The sequence below is a fragment of the Psychrobacillus sp. PGGUH221 genome, assembly GCF_042055255.1.
Classification (GTDB): Bacteria; Bacillota; Bacilli; order Bacillales_A; family Planococcaceae; genus Psychrobacillus.
Genome location: NZ_JAQMHQ010000001.1, coordinates 665,115 through 689,834 on the forward strand (window position 1 = coordinate 665,115; position 24,720 = coordinate 689,834).

The window sequence follows — 24,720 nt, forward strand, 5'->3', positions numbered from 1 at the left end:
TCTAAGATGTAAAATGATATCATGGATAGAATACCATTAGGTTAATAGATTTATAAAGAATTAATTTAATATTAAAACTGAATGAGCATTCAGTCAACACTTATTTATTCTAAATTGCGCGAAATTAGTAGAAAATTTGTTTTAGTAGTTCGGAAATGCTAGGTGATCAAATAAAATTGTACAAGACACTACTTGTACAATATATGTTTCAGAATATGTAAACTTGCCTGGGATTATTTTCAATTAATTGGTATTATACGTCACTTCGAGACCAATTGCTCCCTAACAGCAACCAATTGATAACTCAACGAGACCAATTTACAACAATCCGCAACCAATTCCTACACAAGCGAGACCATTTCTCGTAATAAAGAGTTATGTTGATGTGATAAGAGTTAATTACTACTGACCTTATATTCCTTCTGGAATTATTTTCCGTTAAAAGTATCTATACGGCACTTCGAGACCAATTGCTCCCTAACAGCAACCAATTGATTGTCCAACGAGACCAATTTACACCAATCCGCAACCAATTCCTACACAAGCGAGACCATTTCTCCAAATAAAAAGCTATCTCCGTATGAGATAGCCCTTCTTTTCATCGAATCTCTTCAAAATATTTTTCAAAATGATTTTTCGCATCTTTTATTTGTTCGCTTGGAACTCCTAGTAATACAGAAGTAGCCGGGCCAGCCGATTTTATTATGTCCCACCCTGTTATTTCACCGCGCAAACCAAGTCGCATGCATTCGCCGGCAATTCCATTAGAACCGACCGGCCAAACTCGTTTGACAAACCCTCTTTCCATCGCATTCCATATCTTTTTTAAATCAGCAATTTTATCTGCATAATCCACTACCTCTTGCCCGACACATGGTTTCCCGTACACAAACCATGTAATTTCTGATTCACTGGCCCATCGCTTTTCGCCAATCATCGTAACAGCCATCGCAGATTGCATTGTCTCCATATTGGATTCCGTACTTCCGGTAATTGTTGGGCAGGGCCACTCTATTTCTTGAAACGCTTTTTCTATTCCTGCAACATATTTATCCCAGCTTTTATTGCCAGTAAAGTTGTGTACGATAACGGAGATTGGATGTGCATCTGCAGACCACTGCTCCAACAAAGCAACCCTTGTAGCAAAATATGCAACGATTTCGTCTTCCACTCGAACAATATCGTCCACTTTTTCTCCGATTCCCGCAGAATTATCAGTTGTCAAAACTAGCCCATTTGGCAATAAAACCGCGTTACGCATGCATTCTCACTCTCTCCATTACTCGCTCAACTACTGGAGAGACAATCATTGCGATTCCTGCATTTAATATAGTTGCAATCGTAATTCCAGGTAACGCTCCAGCAAAAAATGCAGGAGAAATGATCCAGTAAAATGGAAGTGTTGCTAGCAAACTATTGGCAACGATGAAAAATACCCATTTCATGAAATAATGGCCGGTTTGATGTAACTTCGTAAATACGAATAAAATAAGAAACATTTCTACTGCAATGATTATATGCAACGGTCCAAGTGGAAATCCTACGTACAACGACGAAGATAAATGTCCCACGAGTGACGCTGCTCCTGCATAAACGGGAGGCAGAAAAGCCGCTGACACTAATGCAGGAACCGTATCGAGTGCGGCACTTCCAATTCCAACTGGAATTTTCACGAATGCACCTATTGTAGATAGGGCTGCAAACATTGCTGCAAGTGTAAGTAAACGAAGTTTCATCGCTCTTACGCCTCCTCTTTTTTCACGCTTCCTACATTTTTGAATACTTTTGCACTACGCACATATTCAACATCAGACACATTTTCTCTAGCATTTGCAACCCTAGCTGCTGCAAATAAATAATCGGATAAACGATTCAAATAACGTTGTACAACTGCAGGAACGTCATCTTCCGTTTTCATTAGTGTCACCATTTGGCGCTCAGCTCGTCTCGTAATAGTACGCGCAATATGAAGCGTTGCTGCTGCAGGAGTTCCTCCTGGTAAAATGAAGCGCTCTAATACCGGGCCTTCCTCTACTAGCACATCAATACGTTTTTCCATTGCCTCTATTGGGGCATCCGTCATTTTATACACTCGACGGTTTGATACGTTCGCCAAGTCACCACCGCAATCGAATAATTCGTGTTGAATCGTTTCTAAGTCTTCTAAAATATCAGCAAAAATAGTAGAATCCAACTCTGTCACTGCTTTTCCGATAAAGGAATTTACTTCATCAATTGTCCCATATGTTTCCACTCGAATATCATCTTTATCTGTTCTTCCTCCGATTAATCCTGTTTGCCCTTTGTCACCTGTTTTTGTATAAATTTTCAACTCCATCATCTCCCTTTTATCGTTTGTGAAATGCCATACCAAATTCTTGTGACACGTTCTGCCTTTGTAAAAAGCTGCTGATAAAATCTTCCGATGTCATCTCGCAGTTTACGCATGCTCGCTTCCATCGGGACGATGCCTCGCCCAATTTCAGTCGCAATAACAATTACCTCAAAATTTTGATCCCATTGCTCCATATGCTCAAATAACTTATTCAATTTGTCTTCTAATACATTTTCTACTCCAAAAACAATTACAACTTCAGCTTTTGAAGATACAATCGGAAATTCCTCTGTAGCATCCAACCACTGTGCTTCTTTATCTTCTAGTAGTTGCTCTACATATGCTCTTTTTCCATTAAATGCTCCACCGAAAATGACGTGCACCGCATTCCCTCCAGTACATCTTTCTTTTCATTCCAATGCATTTTATAGCTGCAACCATGCAGCACTTTCCACTCCCAGAAGCTCTTTTCCACACTCCCAAACTTTGTTAATAAAAAACGAATGGGACCACCATGTGTAATAATTACTGGATTCTCATATTCACTAACAACATCATATAAACCTTGAAGCACACGCGCTTCCATCTTTTCAAGTGACTCTCCATTTGGAGGTGCTGCTTGCCGAGGGTTATCTAGCCATGCTTGATATAATTTATCGTCTTTTAATTCATTATATGTTTTTTCTTCCCAATCACCAAAGGAGCATTCTCGGAGATTTTCATTCGTCATATAAGGAATTTCTTTAAATAACAGTTCTGCTGTTTGTTTGCAGCGTGTCAGATCACTGCCAATAACTTGTTTTATTTCTGGAGATAATTTCTTCGTTTTCATTCCAGCTAAAATGGGTTCATCCGTCCAACCGATATACTTTTTCTCTAGGTTTCCTTGCGTTGGCAAATGTCTTATGAGAGTAATAGTAAAAGCGTCAGCCATAATACCGCCTCCGTAATTTCAACACTCGCCCCTAGAATATCGCCGGTCACACCACCAAAATTTTTAAGTGACCAATTGCGATACAAGCAAATAAAGAAGAGCAACACCGCTGCAAATGTAACGGGAATAAACCAACTTGACGACATCCATCCAATTAGAAAAAGACCAATAAACGTATTACATATAGTCGCTAGAATAACAACTTTCACATTCATCTTCTGCTTAAAAAAATATGCAAGCCCACTCTCTTTTGCGCTTCGCGTTAACCCAAAAAGCATTGCAAGTGTTGCTCTTGAGAAAAATGGGAGAAGCAATACAAAAATCCAATGAAACGATTCCGCTGCCAATACTTCTGAAACAATAATCACTTTGCCGACGATTAATAAGACAACTGCCATCACTCCAAATGCTCCAACCCTTGGATCATCGAGAATCTCAAACCTTTTCAATCGATCTCTATAGGAAAAAAATGCATCCGACGTATCTATAAAACCATCCAAATGGAGACCCCCAGACAATAGAATTCCAACAAAAACAATACTGAACCCTGTCATTAATGGACTCCACTGGAAAGATAGTAATACACAAGCAATTGCTCCTATACTCGCACCAATCCACGGGAATATGCTATACATTCCAGAGATTTGCCGCTCTTCCATCGGTAAATTTTTATGAACTGGAATGATTGTGAAAAACTGAAGTGCCAATAAAAGACTATTCACTTGCCCACCTCTAATATATCCACTATTTTTTCCCATTTCACATGCTTCCGAAAATGTGCTGCCCATTCCTCTATTTGTTCATCGGAAGCAGCGTTCGTACTCTTTTCAACCCCGTCCTCTTCCTCCAATTCATTTGGAAAGTAAGGAACAGTGCCTAAAACCATTACTCCAGTATAATTTTCAAGAAAATCAATTCCATCTTGAAATAGTGTAATGTCTCCTTGAAACTTATTAATAATAATCCCTTTCACTCTTGCTCTTTGCGATACTGGTAGCAATGCAAGGGTGCCAACGATGGAAGCAAACACTCCACCATATTCAATATTAGCGACTAATAGTACAGGTACGTCTGCCAAGTCAGCAACGCGCATATTCACTAATTCTCGATCTCTTAAATTCATTTCGACAGGACTTCCAGCACCCTCCAAAATCAGGTACTCATAGGAATCTGAAAGCTTCTTTAAACTTGTTTTAATAAGTTTTTGTCCTTCTTCAAAAAACTGTTCACGATAAAGCATTCCATTCATTTTATTTACTTTTTCGCCTAAAACGATAATGTCTGTTTCCATATTTCCATTTGGCTTTAATAATATTGGGTTCATCTCAGGCAAATAAGAAGTTTTAGCTGCTCTTGCTTGTAATGCTTGCGAAACGCTTATTTCAAGGGCATCTTTCGTTTGTATGCTTAAACTGGACATATTTTGTGATTTAAAAGGTGCCACTTGTTTCCCTTCGTTCGCAAGTAATCGGCAAATAGCTGTACATACTAAGCTTTTTCCTACACTTGAAGCGGTTCCTTGCACCATTAGTCCTTTCACTTATACCCCTCACTTCCACTGATGACTTAAACCATATTCCATCTCAAAGGCATAATCTGCTTTCGCCACAAGCCGTTGATGAATTTGTCCGATCCACTTTTGATAGAGGATAACCTCTTCATGGTTGGATAACGGTTCATCCAGCACTTCATTTGAAACAATGACCATAACTTTTGCTTTTTCTATAACTTGATTAATTGCATCATGGAGACGTTCTTCTATCAACTCCATGTCTCCCTCATAGAGCTCATTGGCAAGCCAGGTGGTAACACAATCCCATAGGACTCCGTCTCCATCCTGGATATGGGAAAGGATTTTCTCGAAGTGTCGAGGCTGCTCAATGGTCACCCACTCGACCGGATAATTTTCGCGATCTTGCTGATGCCGTTCAATTCGTTTCTTCATTTCTATATCCACCGCAACTCCTGAAGCTACATACACGTTGCGTTTAGCGTGCTCATTCATCAAATATTTCTCGGCAAAGCTACTTTTTCCGCTACGTACACCACCCGTTATGAAGACCAGTTTCCCTCGAACCATTTATTCATCTCCTTCTGCAATCGCTCCATGTGTATTTCTTCCTTCATTCCTACACGAAACCATTTACCATCCAGACCTTTAAAGTTCTCGGTATGTCGAAGTACATAGCCCTTTGTTAATAAATACGTAAAAAATTCCATAGAACGTTCAGGATTAGAAAGTTGAAAGCAAATAAAATTCGTTCTTGATGGAAGTACTACACAATGCCATTTTTCAAGAAATATAGTAAATTTCTTTCGCATTTCTTTCGCAAATGCAATAGCCTGTAGTCGATAATCCTCTTTCTTTAGGCAAGCTGCACCTATCGATGTCGCAATGGCATTACTATTCCAATGCGGCATGGTTGTACGAGTTTCTTTAATAATTTGTTCACTAGCAATTGCATAGCCAAGTCGCAACCCAGGAATTGCATACATTTTAGTCATCGAACGAACAACGATAACGTTCGGAAAATCTTTTAAATGCGGTATAAAGGATTCTCCTTCATCGATAAAATCAAGAAAAGCTTCATCTAAAATGACTTCACATTTATATCTTTTCGCATACTCTGCAATTTGTATAATTTCTTTTAAAGGAATTAAATACCCAGTAGGATTATTTGGTCTGCAAATATAAATAACTTCTGCAAATTCTACTTCATCCAATACTTCCTCTAAAGGTAAAGCTTGTATGGCAATAATTTCTTTTATGTACACGTGATAGGGTGCTAACGTTGCAGCATATTCTGAAAACGTAGGATGGATCAAAACGGCACGCTTGTTTACATAGCGTTTTGCAAGACTTGAGAATATTTCAGCAGCCCCATTCCCTACTATCACCTGGTTGATCGGAACTTTATGATATGTAGCGGCAGCTGATAAAAATGGCTCTCCGTGTGGATCAGGGTATTTAGTGATTAAACTTGCATATGATGCCCAATTCTCTTTAACAAAAGGTGGTGGTCCTAGAGGGTTCACGTTTTCACTATAATCTATTATTGCTTCAGGTATGTTAATCCCAAGACTTTCATAGAGATGATGAGCATTTGCACCATGATTAGGTAATGACAAGTAAAACTCCTCCAATCACCATCAACCAAAGCCAAAATAGAAATACTGCTGTATTTAAATGGGAGATGGTACTTAATATATGACTAGGGTTAAGCGGAATCTCTCCAATACCCATTAATGCCCGGTTAGAAATGATTCCTTTATATGTATTTATTCCACCTAGTTGAATTCCAAGTTGATAGGCAGTCGCAGCTTCTAAATAGCCACTATTTGGGCTTGGATGTTTTTTCGCATCCAGCCACCATCCTTTCATCCGCTCTTTAAAAGGAAGTGTGCTTTCTTTCTTACCCCAAAGCATGATGATATAGCCAGTCATGCGACTTGGAATGTAGTTTGCAATATCATCAAGTTTTGCAGATGCATAACCGAACTCCTCGTACTTTTCATTTTTGTACCCGACCATTGAATCTAGTGTATTAATTGCCTTATAGACCCAAAGTCCAGGGGCACCTGCAAATAAAAATGCATAAAAGAGAGGAGCGGTGATCCCATCGCTTATATTTTCAGAAACGGTTTCTACGACACCTCGCGTGATCTCCTTTTCATCTAATTTTTCAGTATCTCGACCAACAATCCACGAAAGTTTTTGTCTTGCTGCTGGTAAATCTTTATCCACCAATGGTTTATAAACTTCCATCGCAGCATCCTTCAAGCTTTTTTGCGCTAGCCCAGAAGCAATTAATATACTTTCCAAAGCAATCCCTACAATTACGTGAACAGAATAAGCAGCAATTAAAACAACTACTGTAAAGATGAAAGTAATTCCTACTACGATGAAAACAAGTAAAAACCCTTTTGCTTTCCGTCCATTCCCTCTATTTAGCAAAGCAGTAAGCTTTGAAATGAGATTACCAATCCATCGAACGGGGTGAGGCCAATTTGGCGGGTCACCTATTATTTTGTCTAGTATTAGACCAATTGCTATGGCAATAATATGCGGACCCATCCTACACCCAGCCTTTTACTTTTTTATAAGTTTGGATTGCTTCTACGGTACATTCAAACACACCGAGTCCAATTTTCTTTCCTATTTCTGTGATTGGCCCAGCATATGGAATATAGCTCCCTTGCTGCGTCGCAGCCACTAAAATGCTATCTGTAGATGTACCAGTTGCGATTGTGCCTGTTCGTGGATCCATTACAGATTCAGCGGTTAGCGCTTTCGTTTTTGCTTCTGTTGCAGTTATCACTGCTTGTAGAAATGCTTCTTCAGCAAGAGTTCCGTTTATTATAATCCAAGTATTAATAGTTCCTACTACCGGAAAATTTTCAACTTCATACGCTTTTGATACATCTACTGCATTTCCAACACCTGCTGTCACCATGATGAAGACAGAACCAAAGTCTCCTTCATACTCCTTAATAACAGCATCTTTCGTTTGAACAGCTGTCATCATTCCAACTGTCTCTGTTTCAGAAAAACCATGATTTGCAAGGAACTCCTGCATTTCCATCTGAGCATTATCAATATTATACTGTGCATCTACTCTTCTATTTACAAATGATCGATACCAGCCACTTCCTGCATTTATGACAGCAGATGACCATGTTCTTAGCTGCTTTTCTGCTTGAAATACAACGAGCTCATCTGTAACCTGAAAGTTTTCGGTTGTTATTTGGTCATTTACTATCTTTTCATTCACATCAGGAAGAATAGTGATCTGCGGCTTTGGAAGTTCTGGATGTGGATTCGTACTAACTCGTGCTTGGTACACTGTTTCAATCTGATTTTTCTTAACTACTTCATGAGGCTCTCCGATTGCTTTAATTTCCCCTTGCTCCATTAATAACAGCCTATCACAATATAGGGATGCAAGGTTTATATCATGAAATACACTTATGACGGTAATTCCTTTTTCAATTGTTTGCGTTTTAATAGTATCGAGTAATTGTTTTTGGTGTGCAATGTCTAAATGGTTTGTCGGTTCATCGAGCAAAAATATTGGTGCTTGTTGTGCAAGTGCTTGAGCAACAAATACTCGCTGCTGCTCCCCACCGGATAATAGGTCAAGTAATTGATGCTCGTACACTTCCATTGCTGTTAGTTTCATTGCTTCCTTAACAGCTACTTCATCTTCATGTGACCAAGAGGAAAACCATCCGCTTTGGTGCGGATATCGGCCAAGAGATACTGTATCCCTAACCGTATGTGAAAATGCTTGACTATGTAATTGTGGCAAAACTGCCATTTTTTTAGCTAGCTCTTTAGATGAGTACGATTGCAGTGATTTCCCCTCTATTAATACGTCCCCAGAACTCATTGGTAAAATCCCACTCATCACCTTCAGCAAAGTAGATTTCCCACTTCCATTGGGACCAAGTATTCCAAGCATTTCACCCTTTCCAACTTCAAAGGAGACGTCCTTAACGATTAATTTATGGTCGTAACCACCTGACAAGTTTCCTACCTTCAACATGTTAAACGCCTCCTTTTTTTCGCTGTCTAAAGAAAATAAATGCGAACACTGGTGCACCAATAAATGCAGTGATTACTCCAATTGGTAGCTCGGTTGGTGAAATTATTGTACGAGAAACTAAGTCGCAGATAATGAGTAAGGATGCTCCATTGATGAAGCTAAGAGGTAATACATGTCGATGATCCGATCCAAATAAAAGTCTCGTCATATGTGGAACAACAAGCCCAACAAAACCAATTGTTCCAGATACTGCTACTGCTGTTCCCGTCAACATAGACCCGCCTATCAAGATCATCATTTTTCTTCTTTTTACATTAACTCCAAGATGCTTTGCACGTTCTTCACCAAATAACAGTGCATTTAATTCTCTTCTGTTTAAAGCTAATAAAATCGAACCTATGACGATAAAAGGTAATGCCATCTGTACATAGCTCCAGCCTCGCATCGATACACTACCAAGCAGCCAGCCGATGATTTGCCTAAGCTCTTCTCCTGTTAACGCAATCATTAATGATATAACCGAGCCTAAAAAAGAACTAAAAATGATTCCAGTTAAAATAATCGTCTCCATTTTCATCGCACGATCGACTAATTTGGCAAATGTAATGACAAGAAGCATCGTAACTAATGCACCTATCATACTGAAAATGGGTAACGTATAAATTCCTAGAAATGGTACCGAAATACCGAAAAAGAGCGTAGCCACAGCGCCTACTGAGGCACCGGACGACACTCCTAACGTATAAGGGTCGGCAAGCGGGTTTTTTAATAAACCTTGAAACGCGGCTCCTGCAATGGCTAGTGATGCACCAACTAACCCTGCAAGAACAACCCGCGGCAAGCGAATTTTCCAAACGATATTGGTCGCAATTTCATCTGCTCCCCTATCCCATAATGTGCTGATCGGTACCTTTACGGATCCGACCGATACACCTAGCCATATCGCCACTAAAAGAGCAATAATAGACAAGGTGTAGCCGATCATGGATTTACTCACTAAAAGCCTCCGGATAGATTGCTTTCGCTACTTCTTCTAATCCTTCTGCAAGACGTGGGCCTGTTCGACTAGTTAAGTTTTCATCAACCTGTACTACTGCATCATTTTTAACAGCATTAATCGTATCAAAACCATCACGTGCCTTCACACTATCTACAATTCCTTCTACGTAGCTATACATTACGATAATCACATCTGGATTACGGTTTACAATTTCCTCTGGAGCTATCATAAACCAGCCCTCTTGATCAGCCGCAATATTCTCCGCATTTACCATATCTAAAATTTCTTGCATAAATGTCCCTTTACCAGGTGTATAAATTTCCGGAACATCAGAAGTTTCAACGAACACAGTTTTCTTTGTTTCTACATTCGCCACTTTTGCTTTTACTTCTTCTACTTTTGCTTTCATATCTTCCACAATTTTTTGTGCCTCTGGTAATTTTCCTGTAGCACGACCAATTTGTTCGATAGTTGTATATGTTTCATTAAAATCAGCCGCATTTTTTACGACAAACACTTTTACACCAGCATCACGGATTTGTTGTAAACCTGCATCGCCAGCTCCCAACATTGACTCATGTGCAAACACGATTTCTGGATTCATGGATACAATTTTTTCTACGTTGAATTCCATACCGCCGATTTTCTCTTTTTCAAGCGCTTCCTCAGGGTAGTTATCGTAGTCATTTACTCCAATAATTTCTTCATTAAGTCCAAGCGCAAATAAAATCTCTGTATTACTTGGCAACATCGAAACGATTGTTTTTGGTGCCTCTTCCAACGTTATCTCATTGCCAACCGCATCGGTCATCGTAATCGGGAATTCTGTTTCTTCTATTGTCGCTTCCTCTTGAGTAGTGTCCTTGTCTTCAACAGGTTTTGCTTCTTCTTGAGAACATCCAACTAACAATAATACTGCAAGTGCGGATGTCATCCATAATTGCCATAACTTCTTCATCTGTAATTCCTCCATTTTTGTGCAAATAAAAATCTCTCGTTCCATGAACGAGAGATAGAATAGGTATAAATCTGCTAGGTTAAAACATGCCAAGCGGACTTACACATAACCTATCCTCGTAGGTAGTAAAGTGTAAACGCATAAAGGCAGGTTTTCTGACTTGTGATCATGTACAATCACTTACAGTGGCGGGACCGCGCTGGACTTGCACCAGCTTCCCTTTTAACTTACTAGTAAACTAGCAAGCACCTTTATGTTCAAAATATTCTTGATGCATCGATTTCATTATACCTTAAAACATTTTATTGTCGACAGAAGTTTTCATAGTATTCGACTGATATTAGTTGTATTCAACCGATTATCGACTTTATTCAACCGATTCATTTAAAATATATTAGAAAAGCGCAAGCGAGCCCTTTAAAAAGCAAAAACTGGTTACAATTGTTTTCGGATTGCTTTGGACAGACTTTGGCTTCAAAGTTACCGCAGGATTATTTTGAAGGGTTGGCCGTGACTGTCGTCAAGATCAACCCTTCTTTTTTCGGTAATATTGTTGCTGCAGTCTGTTCGTCGCTCTCCTTTAACTTTTGAAAACTGGTTAATACCTTTTTGGATAATTAGTGAATAGATGCTATCTTATTCAATTGCAAGCTACCGAATGCCCCACTGAAGAAAAAAGGCAGTAGGTTAATTGATATCGATTTTTATTTTGTTTTTTTGTCCATTTTATTGGTTTGGAAGGCGGCGACTCCAGCCGGAATAGCATGAGCTGAAGACCCTGGACTGAGCGGAGCGAGGGAAGCGGCTGAAGCCATGCCGGCGGAAAGCGTCCGCCTGGAACGGAAATTAACGGTTCCAAAATTAAATTCGAGTTGTTATACAAAACTTTCAGTGAAAACGTTTTCATGATACTCTAATAAAAAATCTATTATTTTCAAGGGGGCGCAACGGGTTGTTTCCTTTTAAGAAAAAAAGAAGAGTGCATACACAAACTAAGAAGTTGTATTACAGTTATTCATTAAATTCTTCGACAGAAGAAGATATGAATGAGATGTCTTATCTGCTTAGTACATTATGTGAGACTGGCACCATTGATATTGTCTTTTTATGTATTGGGTCAGATCGATCGACTGGGGATTCTTTCGGTCCCTTTGTTGGAACGATGCTAAAAGAAAAAAACTTTCCATATCATGTATTCGGAACAATCGAAGAGCCCGTTCACGCACTAAATTTAGAAGCTGTATTAAAAGAAATTAATAGCCAGTTCAATGAACCAATTATTTTTAGTGTGGATGCCTGTTTAGGAGATAATCACCAAATCGGATCAATTATATTAAAAGATGGTCCCCTCATTCCTGGAAATGCTATTAATAATCCGCTTCCCGAAGTGGGAAACTATCAATTAAAAGCGATTGTAAACTATTTAGATCCGAGCTTTCCTACATACTCTTTAAATAATACGAGATTAAGCACTGTTATGAGCCTTGCAAAAATTACGTCTGCAATTTTATTGAAGTCAGTCCAAAACAAGAACAATATAAAAATGACAATGAATCCTTTTTGATTCATCGTCATTTTTGTTTTATCCAATTGTTATAACACCTAGAATGAAGTGTTCATTATTACATTTTTTCAGGAGCAGCTACGCCAATTAAACGTAGAGCGTTTGAGATTGTTTGACGAGCAGATGTCACTAAAGCAAGTCGAGCTTCTGATAATGCCATGTTTTCTGCGTCCAATACTTTATCGGCATTGTAGAAGCTATGGAATGTTGCAGCTAGCTCTTGAATATATGTTGCCACTCGGTGAGGTGCACGAAGTTTTGCAGCGTCCGCTACTACTTGTGGGAAGTCACCTATTTTTTTCAATAAGTCTAATTCTTTTTCACTTTGTAATAACTCAAGTGAATCGGTCGACGCTTTCATCTCTTGTGTTTCAGCTGAGCGTAGAATAGAGCAAATACGTGCATGCGCATATTGTGCATAATATACTGGGTTTTCATTCGACTGGGAAACAGCTAAATCAAGATCGAAATCCATATGAGAATCACCAGAACGCATACCGAAGAAATAACGAACCGCATCCAGTCCAACTTCTTCTACAAGCTCGCGCATTGTAACTGCCTTCCCTGTACGCTTACTCATTTTCATTTTTTCGCCGTCTTTATACAGCTGAACCATTTGAATAACTGATACTTCCAGTTTTTCACGTTCGTATCCTAGTGCCTCGATTGCCGCTTTCATACGTGGGATATAACCATGGTGGTCTGCTCCCCAAATATTGATCAGTTGGTCGAACCCACGAACTAATTTGTCCTCATGGTATGCAATATCCGGTAATAAATACGTGAAAGAGCCATCACTTTTAATTAATACACGGTCTTTGTCATCTCCAAAAGTAGTAGAGCGGAACCATGTAGCTCCTTCTTCCTCAAAAATATGTCCGTTTGCTTTTAATTTATCTAAGGCAACGTCAATTTTTCCTGTTTCATATAAAGAAGTTTCTGAGTACCAGTTATCAAATCCAACTCGGAAATCAGCTAAATCCTTTTGTAATTTAGCAAGCTCTACTTTTAATCCATGCGCACGGAACGCTTTATAGCGCTCTTCATCTGACATAGAGACAAATTTATCGCCATGCTCTTTCACAAGTTCTGCTGCAATATCGATAATATCTTGTCCACGATAGCCGTCTTCTGGCATTTCTCTTTCTAGTCCTAATGTTTCAAAATAACGAACTTCAATGGACACTGCCAAGTTATGAATTTGATTACCAGCGTCATTAATATAATATTCGCGTGCAACATCGTACCCTGCAAAATCAAGTACATTACATAATGAATCCCCTACAGATGCACCACGAGCATGACCTAAATGTAAGTCACCTGTTGGATTCGCTGACACAAATTCTACTTGAATCTTTTCTCCAGCACCTGAAGTAGTACGTCCGTAATTCTCTTTTTCCGCAAGGACCGCTTTTACAACTTCTTGTAAATAATCTTTACGAACTGTGATGTTCATAAATCCTGGTCCAGCGATGTCGACTTTCTCCATCATCGTGCCTGACATATCCAGATTTTCAACAATTGCTTCTGCAACTTGACGAGGATTTCTTTTCGCAAGCTTTGTTAATTGCATCGCAATATTAGTTGCATAATCGCCATTGGCTTTATCTTTTGGTGTTTCTAGATGAATAGAAGGAATTTGCTCTACCTCTACTAATTCCGCTTTTATAATTGCTTCTTGCAATGCCGTTTTAATAGACTGTTGTACCTTTTCTACTGCGTTCATTTAATCCGCCTCCGTATAAATTAGTTCCAATGTATATGTACCAGCAACCTCATCATTGATCAGCAGTTCATATTCGACATGAAAATAGCCATCTTCAAAATGTAGATGCGTTGTATTTGTAGTTATCATTAATGTGCCATAAACCGTATCGTAGCTCCCAGTTTGAAGCTCACCGCTTTCAAACGGTAATCGCATTTTGACTCCACCACTTCGCAATATAAGAGCAGATTTACCGCCAAGCTTGACAGTTGTTCTGACAATTTTCTCATCCTGGACTTCCTCATAAACTAAATAAGACTGATTTCCTTTTAGCGCTAGTTCTCCAGTCGTTTCAATATCGAATGTTTCCTTCTCGACATTTGGATGACAAATGGTGGATTTTAAACGAACATGTACTGATTTTTTTAATGGTTGAGCCATTGCTTTCATCCTTTTAACATTTTTACGTAAAATATCTCTTTTATGTACATTTTAAATAACTCATGGATATATATAACTTTCACATTATATCTTAAAATTTACTTATGTGACAACTAATCCAAAAAGGAATACCTTATTCCACCTGAAGAGGTTATAATAGACGCAATCTGTCATTTGAGGGTGAATAAATGCTTTTAGATATCATCATAAATTTTTGTATATTATTTACATTTGCTATTCTTACATATATTCCATTTCAAAATAAGTTAAATCTTTTCATCCCTTCCACTAAATATCATCCGTTTATACTTGGGATTTTAAGTGGTTTAACTGGGTGTATCTTAATGTTAACAGCCATAGCTGTATCAGAACATGTAATTGTTGATGGTAGAATGGCTGTCATTTCCTTATCAGCGGTCCTAGGCGGGCCTATCGCTACCTTTATTAGTGCAACGATTATTGGTATTTTTCGGATGTTTCTGTATGACTTTTCAATAGACTCTTTAATTGCTGGCGGAAATACGATTGTTATAGGAATTATTATAAGTTTATTTATTAGGAATAAACCAATTGAACTTCGTATTCGGTATGTTCCCTATTATTTTGCATATTCAGTTATTCAAGCTTCTTTGGTAATTTGTTTATTAAATAACTGGTCATTTACTAGTTATTTGGCAGTCTTCGGTTTCGTCATATATTCTATTGTGTCATTTTCGATTGTTTTTATTATTTTAAAGCAATTAAATAATCTTTTTAATAAAATTCGCCAAATAGAAGAAATGTCCGTAACTGATTATCTGACAGAATTAAATAATAATCGGAAATTTCAAGAATATGCTCAAAATCTATTGAATACGAATGATAGATTTTCACTAATATTACTAGACATTGATCATTTCAAAAAAGTAAATGATACATACGGTCACCCGATTGGAGACGAAGTGTTAAAGGAATTAGGGCTTCGATTAAAGGGTGCATCGAATTTTTGGGGAGGAATAGTTTCTAGAAATGGTGGCGAGGAGTTTTCTGTCCTTCTTCCAAATGCAACGGTAGAAAGTAGTTTAGAAGCCGCTGAAATAATTAGACAAGCTATTGAGAAGAGTCCTTTTCATGTTTCAACGGGAGATAATTTACATATCACCGTCTCAGGTGGAATAAGCTCCTACCCCGAAAATGGTGACAAAGTGAATGAGTTGTATAAGTTGGCTGATGATGCTCTTTATATCGCAAAGTCATCTGGAAGAAAAAAAGTGATTCATATCCTACAAACATAAAGTCAAAATTAGAAAAACGTGATGTCCATTTAAGGACATCACGTCATACTGTAGACAAACTCAAAGAAATTTGAAATTGTCTATAGTATTTTTTATTTACAATACATACAAAGAAATCGTCGATTTCCGTTTCAGGCGCTACGCTTTCCACGGGCACGGCCTCAGCCTTCTCCCTCGCTACGCTCAGTCCGGGTGCTTCGGCTCGTGCTGTTCCCGTAGGAGTCTTCGCGCCTTCCACTCTCTTCCGCTTCTCTTCGTTCAGCTCCGCAATAAAAAAGAAAATTGCTTTCTATTTCACCCAGCCTAAGATCATTTCTCTTAGTAATTTACTAGCAGTATTCGCTGTTTGCTCCTGCGCAAAGCTCGTCGCAGTAACATGGTTATTTTGCTTTCTATTTAACCCAACCTAGAATCATTTCTCTTAGTAATTTACTAGCAGTATTCGCTGTTTGCTCCGATGAGTCGTAAATTGGGGCTACTTCTACTAAGTCAAAACCGACTACATTAACACCTGAGTTTGCGATTGCATGGATTGAAGCAAGTAGTTCGCGACTTGTGATACCACCGCAGTCTACTGTTCCTGTTCCAGGTGCATGAGCAGGGTCAAGTACATCTATATCAATCGTTACATAGACAGGTCGTCCTTCTAACGTAGGAAGCACTTCTTTCAAAGGCTCCAATACTTCAAATTTAGCGATATGCATACCATTTTCTTTTGCCCAGTCGAATTCTTCTTTCATTCCAGAACGAATTCCGAAAGAATATACATTCTTTGGACCAATGTGTTCCGCAATTTTACGAATCGGTGTGGAATGGGAAAGTGGTTCTCCTTCATATTGCTCGCGTAAATCTGTGTGAGCATCCATATGAATAATCGCAAGGTTATCGTATTTGTCCGCTACTGTTTTCATAACAGGCCATGATACTAAGTGCTCTCCGCCCATCCCTACAGGAATTTTACCATCTTGTAGCAGCTGACGGATAAAACCAGCGATTAGATCCAGACTTTTGGAAGCATTTCCGAAAGGAAGTGGAATATCGCCCGCGTCAAAATAGTTTACATCATCTAGCTCACGATCTAAATATGGGCTATATTCCTCTAAACCAATTGATACCTCACGAATTCGCTGTGGACCAAAACGAGAACCTGGACGGTAGCTTACTGTCCAGTCCATCGGCATGCCGTAAATTACAGCTTGGGCTTCTTCGTAGTTTTGATTACTTTTGATAAATACATTTCCTGAATAAGCTTCATCAAATCTCATCGGCTTACTCTCCTGCTAGATCCTTCACAAATTTCGGTAAGACGAAAGCTGCTTTGTGAAGCTCTTTTGTGTAATATTTTGTTTCAATATCAAAGAATTGCTCGTCCGGCACTTGTAATGGATCGTATTTTTTCGAACCAATCGTGAAGCACCATAGACCACTTGGATATGTTGGGATGTTTGCCAAGTACATATTTGTAATTGGGAAAATTTCTTTCACGTCTTTTTGCACTTGTCTGATTAAGTCAGCCTTGAACCAAGGGTTGTCCGATTGTGCAACGAATATCCCATCTTCTTTAAGTGCTTTGGAAATCCCAGCATAGAAGCCTTTTGTAAATAGATTCACAGCAGGTCCCACTGGCTCTGTAGAATCAACCATAATTACGTCGTATTCGTTTTCAGATTCTGCAATGTGCATGAATCCGTCTCCAACTTGAACGTCCACACGTGGATTTTCTAACTCACATGCGATTTCAGGTAAATATTTTTTAGAATACTCGATTACTTTTCCATCTATATCAACAAGCGTTGCTTTTTTCACTTTCGGATGCTTCATAATTTCACGAATTACTCCACCGTCTCCTCCTCCAACAACTAATACGTTTTCTGGATTAGGATGTGTAAATAAAGGAACGTGCGCAACCATTTCATGGTATACAAATTCATCTTTTTGTGACGTCATTACCATTCCGTCTAAAAAGAGCATGTTCCCCCACTCTTCTGTCTCTGCCATCTCTAACAGTTGAAAATCCGTTTGCTCTGTATGAAGTGTACGTTTTACCTTCATTGTGATGCCAAAATTCTCGGTTTGTTTTTCTGTAAACCAAAATCCAGCCATTTATCTATCTCCCTTGCCAATATGATTTTTTGTTATTTGTAGTTTATCAAAAAAATAAATACAAAGGAAAGTATAGAGGTTTTTGAAGAAAGTGCAATAGTTTTTTCTTTCTCTGTTTAATTTGAATCTATTGTTCTCATACTAATGAAAACATCGAAAAAGAACGGAGTAGATTTTTATGCGTCGTGCACAATACCGAAAAAAAGCCAGTCGTTCAAAACGCATGAAAAGGATTATTCTACTAAGTGTTGCTGCTATTTGCGCGTTTTTCAGTGCATTTATTACCCTTCGTATTTATGCACAAATCGTTGGGGCTCCTATTATTCAAGTACCAATTTCTTCGGTCTTTTTAGACAATCAAGGTAACGTGATTGGTGACCGATTTAACGAACAACGTCGTTATTGGATTTCCTTAGAAGAAATGTCGCCTTTCGTTGCACAAGCTGCTATTGCAGTAGAAGATCAAGAGTTCTATGAACATAATGGATTTGATTATTCTCGAATTGCTTCCGCATTATTAAAGGACGTAAAAGCGGGCAAAAAAGTAGAAGGGGCCAGCACAATAACCCAACAATATGCACGTAACTTATTCTTAACACACGAAAAAACATGGAATCGTAAAATTAATGAAGCATTATATGCGTACCGATTAGAAATTTTTTACGAAAAAGATGACTTACTTGAAGGCTACTTGAATACCGTCTACTTTGGACATGGAATGTACGGTGTAGAAGCAGCAAGTAGATACTATTTTGGTAAAAGCGCAAAATCACTGACACTTGCAGAATCCGCTTTATTAATGGCTGTACCAAAGGGGCCAACCCATTATTCTCCGTTAGTAAATGAAGAAAAAGCAGTCACTCGACAACAGCTTATCTTGAAGCTAATGGAAAACCAAAAATTCATATCAGCAGATCAAAGAAAACTGGCATTAGAGGAAAATTACGTCTTAAAAGCAGAAGATTCTATTTTAACAAAGAAAACAGCCCCATATTTTTTAGAAGAAGTTTGGAAAGAAGCAAGCCAAATTGTTAAAAGCAAAGGTCATCGTATAGAAGAAGGTGGCTGGACAATTCAAACAACTTTAAATAAGCACCATCAACAAGCAGCTGAGGAAAGTATTGAAAAGTGGATGCCAGATGGCGAACTTCAAATTGGTTTTGTTAGTATGGAGCCGAAAACAGGTTATGTTACCGCAATGGTAGGTGGACGCAACTACGCAGAAAGTCCATTTAACCGTGTGACCCAAGCAAAAAGGCAGCCTGGTTCGATTATTAAGCCATTATTATATGCAACTGCACTCGAAAACGGCTTTTCCCCACTCACCTATTTGAAGAGCGAGCGTACAATTTTCACTTATGATAGTGGGCGTCAAGAATATGAACCTAAAAATGTGAATGGTCAATTTGCAGATCATCCTATTTCTATGGCACAGGCCCTTGCAATTTCTGATAATATTTATGCCGTAAAAACACTAGAAGAAGTTGGGTATAAACGATTCCAACAATTAGTTGAACGATTTGACATCAATATGAAAGTTGCTGATACACCAGCAACTGCTCTTGGAACATCGGAAGTTTCTTTGCTAGAAATGACAAAAGCTTATAACACTATTTCTGCAAAAGGAATTCAAAGAAAACCAACTTTTATAACTAAAATTACAGATAACGAAGGCAAAGTTATTTACGATGTGGAAGAAGAAAAATTGAAAGAGAAAAAAGTGCTGCTAGAACAAGATGCATTCCTTTTATCCCATTTAATGACAGGAATGTTTGACCCTATTTTTAATGATTATTCTCCGGCAACAGGCATTAGCATTCGTGCGAAGCAATCTCGACCATATGCTGCAAAATCAGGGACGACCAATACTGATCAATATCTAGTCGGATTTTCTCCTCAATTAACTGCAGGTGTATGGAATGGCTATGACCAAGGAAAACAAGTAAGTGATGCAGAAGCTAAGCAAGTTACAAAGCAAGTTTGGATTGAATTTATGGAGAAAGCCCATCAAGGATTGCCAGTGGAGCCATTTATATCTCCACCTGGTGTTCGAGGAGTTATTGTCGATATAGAAACGGGTGGAATTGCAACTTCTGCTTGCAGCAAGCAACGACTCGTCTATTTGAAAGAAAAAGATGTTCCCAAAAAGTTATGTACAGATCCTAAATTGAAGCAACATACATTTGAAGAAAATGAAGATGACGATCCGTGGTCCCTATTTCCTTTCTCCTTTTTTGGGGAATAGATAGCTTAACTAAATAAAGCAAAATAAAAAGCTTTCTAATACCTAAATTAGGTAATAGAAAGCTTTTTCTTAGTTAAGTATCTTGCAGAAAACTGTAGTAATCGGGATTGGGTTGTCACAATTCCACTAGTTCTTACATGGTGACTTTCACTAAGGTGTCCTAGCATTACTTTGAAGTAAGCTTTAAGTAAATTGTACTTTCTTTTTTGCATTAATTCAACCATATTAAGCATAAAACTGAAATGTCACAATTTCCATGCAATAATTTAAGTGTTCAAATCTTTGTGGAGCTTTTCTTCGCTTCGATCCCACATTTCTTTATTGTGAGATTGCAGAAAGTCACGCAAAATAGCTTTGGAACGATCGTCCATAAAGTCTACAAGTATATGGCGTTTCATTGATTTATCCATTCGGTTTACGTGATCCGCTAACATTTTATAGCCACGACGTTTTTCTCGGTTAATAACCATTTCACATGCCGCCACTCCAGCGTAATAGGGGCCATCTTGTTTGTGATCTATCGTCACCCATACAAGCCAGTACCCTTTTCCCCCCTCAGAATCCTCACGATTAGTCGTAAACTTGATACCTCGCTCTGTATCACTTCTTGCATGCATCGCTCCAATTTCTACTCTTGCAACGCCTTCTTCTATATCAATAATGACTGGCGACACGTTCTCTAATGATAGAGAACCTACCCCAAATCCTTTATGTCCGTCCGTCGGATCATTTTTAATAATGGTAAAGCCCATTTTTTGTTTTGTTTTTTCTTCATTACCCATTCGAAAGTTCCCTCCGTTCTGTTATGATATTAGTATACAGAAAATCTCACTAAAGGAGGAAATGAAATGCCATACGTAACAGTAAAAATGCTTGAAGGTCGTACAGAAGAGCAAAAAAAGGCATTAGTTGAAAAAGTAACAGCAGCTGTTGCAGAAACTTCCAATGCACCTGTAGAAAATGTAGTAGTCTTCATCGAAGAAATGCCAAAAAATCATTATGCAGTAGCTGGCAAACGCTTTAGTGATCAATAATCAGATTCGAACCCCTTTCTATAAGGGGTTCTATTTTATTTACAATAAAGTTGGCTTGTTGATCTTCGCTGGCGGACGCCTTCCGCGTGCGGGGCCGAGCCGATTCCTTCGCTCCGCTCGAAGGCAAAAGTCTATAGAATTTAATTTTGCTAAACAATGTCACCGATAAATAAGAAAATCGGTGAAACGGCTCCCTTTCCGTGGGCGTTGCCTTAGCCTCCTCGCTGCGCTGCAGTTCATCTTCGGCTAACGCTATTCCCACAGGAGTGTCGCCTTTTTCAACGATTTTCTATAAATACTAATTGAAAAACGTAATTAAAAACTTGTTCTCTTAATGGCATGATGATTTTCTAATTGAAAAGCGGATAATAGTTTATTGGAGTGGAAGGCGGCGACTCCAGCCGGAATAACATGAGCTGAAGACCCTGGACTGAGCAGAGCGAGGGAAGCGGCTGAAGCCATGCCGGCGGAAAGCGTCCGCCTCGAACGGAAATTAACGGGTCCATTAATTCGACAATTTCGATATTTTCATGAAAATTAATAAAAAAAGCTGCCCTTATTGGACAGCTCGTTCATTCATTAAATTCATTACAAAAGAAAATGCCTCTTCAATTTCTTCTTCCGAAAAATTAAGTTTTCCTTTAACAACGTGAAGCTTTTCTATTTGCTCATCTTTTGGCAGATGGTCGAAGTACAGCAAAGTGGAAACTAACTCTAAGAATCTAGAGCTTTTGTCTTTCATCTGCGTAATACAAGAAACTAATGCTGGACTTGCATCCTCTAATTGGGCCATTTGAGCAAAGTGCTCTCCCTCGTCAGTCATTTGGTATTTATACTGTACGTATGACCCTTTATCTTGTCTTTCTTCATTCAAAAATCCCATATTGCATAGCTCTTCTACACGAGTTGTTAGCTCCACTGAATAGGGTCCATATACATGAAATTCATATTTTTCTTTAAATGAAAACTGTAGTTTTTTCGCTATATATACCATCTTTTGAAGTTTTTTTCTTCCAGTAATTCCGTCAGCTGCTCCGATAAATTGTACAATTTTTGCATGTTCTTCTAGCAATTTGACCCCACCTTTATGTTAACAAATCTAATATTTGCTTCTTCAAAGCTTTTTTCTTGCCGTCTTCTGTTAAAAAATCTTCTGGAAAATATAATTTATGGTCTGTTCGACGTTTTCCTGATATTGCTTCGACTATTTCTGATTCTCGGGAGAGCTCTCGAATTTCACCATTTGGCATAAGTAGATGAATCGGAATTCTTTCTCCTTCTTCGCCAGGACGATAAAAATCGTATGGTAAGTCTGATGACGAATCAAAAACTAAATAATACTCTGGGTCTATACCCGCTTTTTTAAATAATAACTCCAACTCTCTCATCTTCATATAATCCTTAGCCAAATCAAATTCAATGTATTGAAACAGCTTACGATTGACAAAACGATCACATAAATCAGCTAAAATCGAGTCTTTTTCCGTTATCCATAGTTGAAAGTAAGTTAGTAAAACTCCCTCATCTAATGCGAGGTATTCTTTTAAGGAAAAAGTGCCATCAAAAAAAGATTTAAAATGAGTAGGTTGTTGCTCGAAATCATAACCACTTTCACTTAAAGCCTTTGCACGATGTAAAATTTTCGTTAAAATTACTTCTGCACTACGAGATACTGGATGAAAATACACTTGCCAATACATTTGATATCTACTCATTATGTAATCTTCTACCGCATGCATCCCACTTGATTTTATAACTACTTGGTCTTCTCGAGGTCTCATGACACGTAAAATACGTTCCATATCAAAGTGACCATAGCTAACGCCTGTATAATAAGCATCACGCTGTAAATAATCCATACGATCTGCATCGATTTGGCTGGATATCAAGCTGACTACTTGTTTGTTTGAATAGGTTTTTGCGATGACATCTGCTACTTTTTGCGGGAAATCCTCGCTTACTCTCTGTAAAATTTCATTTACTTCCGTATCACCAAGCAATATTGCCCTCGTAAACTCTTCGTGATCAAGATCAAACACATTTTCAAACGCGTGGGAAAAAGGGCCATGTCCCAAATCGTGAAGAAGAGCCGCACATAATACTACAAGTCTTTCAGATTCATCCCATTCGAGTCGATTTTTAAAACTATCATCCACTATACGGCGAACAATTTCATATACTCCGAGAGAGTGATTAAAACGACTATGTTCTGCGCCATGAAAAACTAGATAGGTAGTTCCAAGCTGTCTAATTCGACGAAGTCTCTGAAATTCCTTCGCTCCAATTACGTCCCATATTACTTGATCACGGACATGAATATACCGGTGAACTGGGTCTTTAAACACTTTTTCTTCTGCTAGCTTCTGCGATGCATAGCTCATATAGCCACCTCCGTGATTTAAAGCATAAGCACCTATCTCTACCAAGGTGCTGAGCTGTATGTATTTCATCTATTATAAAGAAAAAAACCGCTTTTTGAAAGCGGTATAGGTTCTATTTATGCTTCAAGTTTGGCTCGTACTTTTTCCATTAATTCATCTTCGGTCAAGGCAGCAACTGGACGGTTATTAATAAAGGCGAACGTCTTTTTTCGACCTGGTCCACAGTATGATTGACATTCATTAATTTCAATTTCTGCCTCTGGATCTATCGCTTTGAGCTTTGGAATTAACGTTTTTAAATTAACGGCCTGACACTCATCGCAAACTCGAAAATGGTTTGCCATATTGTCCACAACCCTTTCTATATATAGTAATAGTCTACAGGTCATTGTATCTTAAAGTTTATATTGCTATCAAGTGTATTTTACGTGAATAAAAGAGCACTAAGTTGTCCATTATGTTAATAGAACAACGAAACTATGAACATGGTAGGAGGACAAACATGGTAAAAATAAGACAAGACGCATGGATGGAAGAAAACGACGAAATGCTTGCAGAGATGGTGCTACGACATGTACGAGAAGGCAGCACACAATTAAATGCATTTGAAGAAGCTGGGGATGAATTGAATCGTACAGCTGCTGCATGTGGATTTCGCTGGAATGCAGTAGTACGTCATCAATATGAAAAAGAATTGAAAGAAGCAAAAAAAGAACGCAAAGAAAAACTTCGTCTATTAGGAAAAGACTATAGACGTAGAGGAAATGGTATTTATCTAGCAAAGCCAGTTGAAAGCGGTGAGCGTCCAGCTTCTATACCAGTTTCTGCATTATCAATTGATATAATCATTGCGTATCTTGTTCGATTACAACATAGTGATTCAGACATTTCAAGATATCGCCATTTAGCAAACGTTTCTACTGAGAAAATTAGAAAACTAGAAAGTGAAATTGCGAAGCTGGAAAAAGAAAATGCTGCAATTAAACAAGATTACGAGCAATTCGTTCAAATTATGAACCGTGCTAGACGATTGGTTACATTGAATGATGAAGACGCACCAACTACTCCAGTATTTCAAATGGAGAAAAACGGTAACCTAATATCAAAAGAACCACCAACCATTTAAAAAGTTGGTGGTTTTTTTCTTACTGTTGAGAAACACTTTCACTTTTCCTTGCTTGCAATAAATCGCGTTTTGAC

General features: G+C 38.4%; 26 protein-coding genes and 1 riboswitch. Of the genes, 5 read left to right on the forward strand and 21 right to left on the reverse strand.

The genetic code is table 11. From position 1 onward, the window contains the following. Positions 1 to 598 precede the first annotated feature (598 nt). Genes PGC35_RS03035 through PGC35_RS03095 form a run of 13 tightly spaced genes read right to left on the reverse strand, consistent with a single transcriptional unit; the run spans position 599 to position 10,773 of the window. A complete protein-coding gene (locus PGC35_RS03035; RefSeq protein ID WP_375218144.1) occupies positions 599 to 1,261 on the reverse strand; it encodes a hypothetical protein in 663 nt (220 codons plus the stop codon). Then, entirely contained in the window at positions 1,254 to 1,736 is a 483-nt protein-coding gene (locus tag PGC35_RS03040; protein ID WP_375218145.1) for an ECF transporter S component, read from the reverse strand. The genes PGC35_RS03035 and PGC35_RS03040 overlap by 8 nt, the downstream gene beginning before the upstream one ends. 5 nt (positions 1,737 to 1,741) lie before the next feature. Continuing rightward, positions 1,742 to 2,332 carry a cob(I)yrinic acid a,c-diamide adenosyltransferase gene (locus PGC35_RS03045; RefSeq protein WP_375218146.1) on the reverse strand — a complete coding sequence of 197 codons (591 nt, stop codon included), beginning with the start codon at positions 2,330 to 2,332 and terminating at the stop codon, positions 1,742 to 1,744. Between the two features lie 5 nt (positions 2,333 to 2,337). Continuing rightward, a complete protein-coding gene (locus tag PGC35_RS03050) occupies positions 2,338 to 2,718 on the reverse strand; it encodes a bifunctional adenosylcobinamide kinase/adenosylcobinamide-phosphate guanylyltransferase (protein WP_375218147.1) in 381 nt (126 codons plus the stop codon). Beyond that, positions 2,670 to 3,269, reverse strand: a complete 600-nt coding sequence (locus PGC35_RS03055) for a histidine phosphatase family protein (protein ID WP_375218148.1) — start codon at positions 3,267 to 3,269, stop codon at positions 2,670 to 2,672. Before PGC35_RS03055 ends, PGC35_RS03050 begins: the two co-directional genes overlap by 49 nt. Then, positions 3,239 to 3,991, reverse strand: coding sequence for an adenosylcobinamide-GDP ribazoletransferase (gene cobS / locus PGC35_RS03060; RefSeq protein WP_375218149.1), 753 nt, complete (start codon positions 3,989 to 3,991; stop codon positions 3,239 to 3,241). Before cobS ends, PGC35_RS03055 begins: the two co-directional genes overlap by 31 nt. Further along, complete coding sequence (locus PGC35_RS03065) at positions 3,988 to 4,809, reverse strand: cobyric acid synthase (RefSeq protein WP_375218150.1); 822 nt, start codon at positions 4,807 to 4,809, stop codon at positions 3,988 to 3,990. Before PGC35_RS03065 ends, cobS begins: the two co-directional genes overlap by 4 nt. A 9-nt stretch (positions 4,810 to 4,818) precedes the next feature. Then, the gene (locus tag PGC35_RS03070) at positions 4,819 to 5,349 is read right to left on the reverse strand and encodes a bifunctional adenosylcobinamide kinase/adenosylcobinamide-phosphate guanylyltransferase (RefSeq protein ID WP_375218151.1); all 531 of its coding nucleotides are present in this window, start codon (positions 5,347 to 5,349) and stop codon (positions 4,819 to 4,821) included. Continuing rightward, on the reverse strand, positions 5,322 to 6,398 hold the full coding sequence (locus PGC35_RS03075) for a pyridoxal phosphate-dependent aminotransferase (protein WP_375218152.1): 1,077 nt from the start codon (positions 6,396 to 6,398) through the stop codon (positions 5,322 to 5,324). Before PGC35_RS03075 ends, PGC35_RS03070 begins: the two co-directional genes overlap by 28 nt. Then, a complete protein-coding gene (gene cbiB / locus PGC35_RS03080; RefSeq protein ID WP_375218153.1) occupies positions 6,385 to 7,344 on the reverse strand; it encodes an adenosylcobinamide-phosphate synthase CbiB in 960 nt (319 codons plus the stop codon). The genes PGC35_RS03075 and cbiB overlap by 14 nt, the downstream gene beginning before the upstream one ends. A gap of 1 nt (position 7,345) precedes the next feature. Continuing rightward, on the reverse strand, positions 7,346 to 8,815 hold the full coding sequence (locus tag PGC35_RS03085; protein WP_375218154.1) for an adenosylcobinamide amidohydrolase: 1,470 nt from the start codon (positions 8,813 to 8,815) through the stop codon (positions 7,346 to 7,348). A gap of 1 nt (position 8,816) precedes the next feature. Beyond that, a complete protein-coding gene (locus tag PGC35_RS03090) occupies positions 8,817 to 9,800 on the reverse strand; it encodes a FecCD family ABC transporter permease (protein ID WP_172794321.1) in 984 nt (327 codons plus the stop codon). Between the two features lie 4 nt (positions 9,801 to 9,804). After that, positions 9,805 to 10,773, reverse strand: coding sequence for an ABC transporter substrate-binding protein (locus tag PGC35_RS03095; RefSeq protein ID WP_275789225.1), 969 nt, complete (start codon positions 10,771 to 10,773; stop codon positions 9,805 to 9,807). A gap of 128 nt (positions 10,774 to 10,901) precedes the next feature. After that, positions 10,902 to 11,041: riboswitch (cobalamin riboswitch) on the reverse strand. A gap of 684 nt (positions 11,042 to 11,725) precedes the next feature. Here PGC35_RS03095 and yyaC point away from each other — a divergent pair. Beyond that, the gene (gene yyaC, locus PGC35_RS03100; RefSeq protein ID WP_375218155.1) at positions 11,726 to 12,337 is read left to right on the forward strand and encodes a spore protease YyaC; all 612 of its coding nucleotides are present in this window, start codon (positions 11,726 to 11,728) and stop codon (positions 12,335 to 12,337) included. 58 nt (positions 12,338 to 12,395) lie between these two features. Here the strand turns inward: yyaC and argS are convergent, their stop codons facing one another. Both argS and PGC35_RS03110 read right to left on the reverse strand, forming a co-directional pair. Further along, on the reverse strand, positions 12,396 to 14,063 hold the full coding sequence (gene argS, locus PGC35_RS03105; RefSeq protein WP_375218156.1) for an arginine--tRNA ligase: 1,668 nt from the start codon (positions 14,061 to 14,063) through the stop codon (positions 12,396 to 12,398). After that, positions 14,064 to 14,483, reverse strand: a complete 420-nt coding sequence (locus PGC35_RS03110; protein WP_375218157.1) for a YwiB family protein — start codon at positions 14,481 to 14,483, stop codon at positions 14,064 to 14,066. A 188-nt stretch (positions 14,484 to 14,671) separates the two neighbouring features. Between PGC35_RS03110 and PGC35_RS03115 the strand changes: the two genes are divergently transcribed. After that, positions 14,672 to 15,757: a GGDEF domain-containing protein gene (locus PGC35_RS03115; protein ID WP_375218158.1), complete on the forward strand. Its 1,086-nt coding sequence runs from the start codon at positions 14,672 to 14,674 to the stop codon at positions 15,755 to 15,757. A gap of 392 nt (positions 15,758 to 16,149) precedes the next feature. Here the strand turns inward: PGC35_RS03115 and speB are convergent, their stop codons facing one another. Further along, complete coding sequence (gene speB / locus PGC35_RS03120) at positions 16,150 to 17,022, reverse strand: agmatinase (RefSeq protein ID WP_375218159.1); 873 nt, start codon at positions 17,020 to 17,022, stop codon at positions 16,150 to 16,152. Positions 17,023 to 17,026: 4 nt separating this feature from the next. Beyond that, positions 17,027 to 17,860, reverse strand: a complete 834-nt coding sequence (gene speE / locus PGC35_RS03125) for a spermidine synthase (RefSeq protein WP_056828117.1) — start codon at positions 17,858 to 17,860, stop codon at positions 17,027 to 17,029. Between the two features lie 178 nt (positions 17,861 to 18,038). On the opposite strand from speE, the gene PGC35_RS03130 reads away from it, so the two are divergent. Next, a complete protein-coding gene (locus PGC35_RS03130) occupies positions 18,039 to 20,105 on the forward strand; it encodes a transglycosylase domain-containing protein (RefSeq protein WP_056828120.1) in 2,067 nt (688 codons plus the stop codon). Between the two features lie 266 nt (positions 20,106 to 20,371). Here PGC35_RS03130 and PGC35_RS03135 read toward each other — a convergent pair whose 3' ends face one another. Further along, on the reverse strand, positions 20,372 to 20,887 hold the full coding sequence (locus PGC35_RS03135; protein ID WP_375218160.1) for a YwhD family protein: 516 nt from the start codon (positions 20,885 to 20,887) through the stop codon (positions 20,372 to 20,374). A gap of 66 nt (positions 20,888 to 20,953) precedes the next feature. Here PGC35_RS03135 and PGC35_RS03140 point away from each other — a divergent pair, with 66 nt between their 5' ends. Further along, on the forward strand, positions 20,954 to 21,139 hold the full coding sequence (locus PGC35_RS03140; protein WP_053590572.1) for a 2-hydroxymuconate tautomerase: 186 nt from the start codon (positions 20,954 to 20,956) through the stop codon (positions 21,137 to 21,139). Positions 21,140 to 21,695: 556 nt separating this feature from the next. Here the strand turns inward: PGC35_RS03140 and PGC35_RS03145 are convergent. The 3 genes from PGC35_RS03145 to PGC35_RS03155 form a co-directional block, all read right to left on the reverse strand. After that, the gene (locus PGC35_RS03145) at positions 21,696 to 22,211 is read right to left on the reverse strand and encodes a YwgA family protein (protein WP_275789210.1); all 516 of its coding nucleotides are present in this window, start codon (positions 22,209 to 22,211) and stop codon (positions 21,696 to 21,698) included. 13 nt (positions 22,212 to 22,224) lie between these two features. After that, positions 22,225 to 23,520 carry an HD domain-containing protein gene (locus PGC35_RS03150; RefSeq protein WP_056828127.1) on the reverse strand — a complete coding sequence of 432 codons (1,296 nt, stop codon included), beginning with the start codon at positions 23,518 to 23,520 and terminating at the stop codon, positions 22,225 to 22,227. A gap of 116 nt (positions 23,521 to 23,636) precedes the next feature. Continuing rightward, positions 23,637 to 23,864, reverse strand: a complete 228-nt coding sequence (locus PGC35_RS03155; protein WP_375218161.1) for a YuzB family protein — start codon at positions 23,862 to 23,864, stop codon at positions 23,637 to 23,639. Positions 23,865 to 24,022: 158 nt separating this feature from the next. On the opposite strand from PGC35_RS03155, the gene PGC35_RS03160 reads away from it, so the two are divergent. After that, on the forward strand, positions 24,023 to 24,646 hold the full coding sequence (locus PGC35_RS03160; RefSeq protein ID WP_053590576.1) for an RsfA family transcriptional regulator: 624 nt from the start codon (positions 24,023 to 24,025) through the stop codon (positions 24,644 to 24,646). Positions 24,647 to 24,720 lie beyond the last annotated feature (74 nt).

What these genes read in the sequence shown, in the direction of transcription:
- PGC35_RS03035 (WP_375218144.1), bottom strand. Translation starts at nt 1,261, where the DNA reads ATGCGTAACGCGGTTTTATTGCCAAATGGGCTAGTTTTGACAACTGAT.
- PGC35_RS03040 (WP_375218145.1), bottom strand. Translation starts at nt 1,736, where the DNA reads ATGAAACTTCGTTTACTTACACTTGCAGCAATGTTTGCAGCCCTATCT.
- PGC35_RS03055 (WP_375218148.1), bottom strand. Translation starts at nt 3,269, where the DNA reads ATGGCTGACGCTTTTACTATTACTCTCATAAGACATTTGCCAACGCAA.
- PGC35_RS03070 (WP_375218151.1), bottom strand. Translation starts at nt 5,349, where the DNA reads ATGGTTCGAGGGAAACTGGTCTTCATAACGGGTGGTGTACGTAGCGGA.
- cbiB (WP_375218153.1), bottom strand. Translation starts at nt 7,344, where the DNA reads ATGGGTCCGCATATTATTGCCATAGCAATTGGTCTAATACTAGACAAA.
- PGC35_RS03085 (WP_375218154.1), bottom strand. Translation starts at nt 8,815, where the DNA reads ATGTTGAAGGTAGGAAACTTGTCAGGTGGTTACGACCATAAATTAATC.
- PGC35_RS03090 (WP_172794321.1), bottom strand. Translation starts at nt 9,800, where the DNA reads ATGATCGGCTACACCTTGTCTATTATTGCTCTTTTAGTGGCGATATGG.
- PGC35_RS03095 (WP_275789225.1), bottom strand. Translation starts at nt 10,773, where the DNA reads ATGAAGAAGTTATGGCAATTATGGATGACATCCGCACTTGCAGTATTA.
- argS (WP_375218156.1), bottom strand. Translation starts at nt 14,063, where the DNA reads ATGAACGCAGTAGAAAAGGTACAACAGTCTATTAAAACGGCATTGCAA.
- PGC35_RS03110 (WP_375218157.1), bottom strand. Translation starts at nt 14,483, where the DNA reads ATGGCTCAACCATTAAAAAAATCAGTACATGTTCGTTTAAAATCCACC.
- PGC35_RS03115 (WP_375218158.1), top strand. Translation starts at nt 14,672, where the DNA reads ATGCTTTTAGATATCATCATAAATTTTTGTATATTATTTACATTTGCT.
- speB (WP_375218159.1), bottom strand. Translation starts at nt 17,022, where the DNA reads ATGAGATTTGATGAAGCTTATTCAGGAAATGTATTTATCAAAAGTAAT.
- speE (WP_056828117.1), bottom strand. Translation starts at nt 17,860, where the DNA reads ATGGCTGGATTTTGGTTTACAGAAAAACAAACCGAGAATTTTGGCATC.
- PGC35_RS03130 (WP_056828120.1), top strand. Translation starts at nt 18,039, where the DNA reads ATGCGTCGTGCACAATACCGAAAAAAAGCCAGTCGTTCAAAACGCATG.
- PGC35_RS03135 (WP_375218160.1), bottom strand. Translation starts at nt 20,887, where the DNA reads ATGGGTAATGAAGAAAAAACAAAACAAAAAATGGGCTTTACCATTATT.
- PGC35_RS03140 (WP_053590572.1), top strand. Translation starts at nt 20,954, where the DNA reads ATGCCATACGTAACAGTAAAAATGCTTGAAGGTCGTACAGAAGAGCAA.
- PGC35_RS03150 (WP_056828127.1), bottom strand. Translation starts at nt 23,520, where the DNA reads ATGAGCTATGCATCGCAGAAGCTAGCAGAAGAAAAAGTGTTTAAAGAC.
- PGC35_RS03155 (WP_375218161.1), bottom strand. Translation starts at nt 23,864, where the DNA reads ATGGCAAACCATTTTCGAGTTTGCGATGAGTGTCAGGCCGTTAATTTA.
- PGC35_RS03160 (WP_053590576.1), top strand. Translation starts at nt 24,023, where the DNA reads ATGGTAAAAATAAGACAAGACGCATGGATGGAAGAAAACGACGAAATG.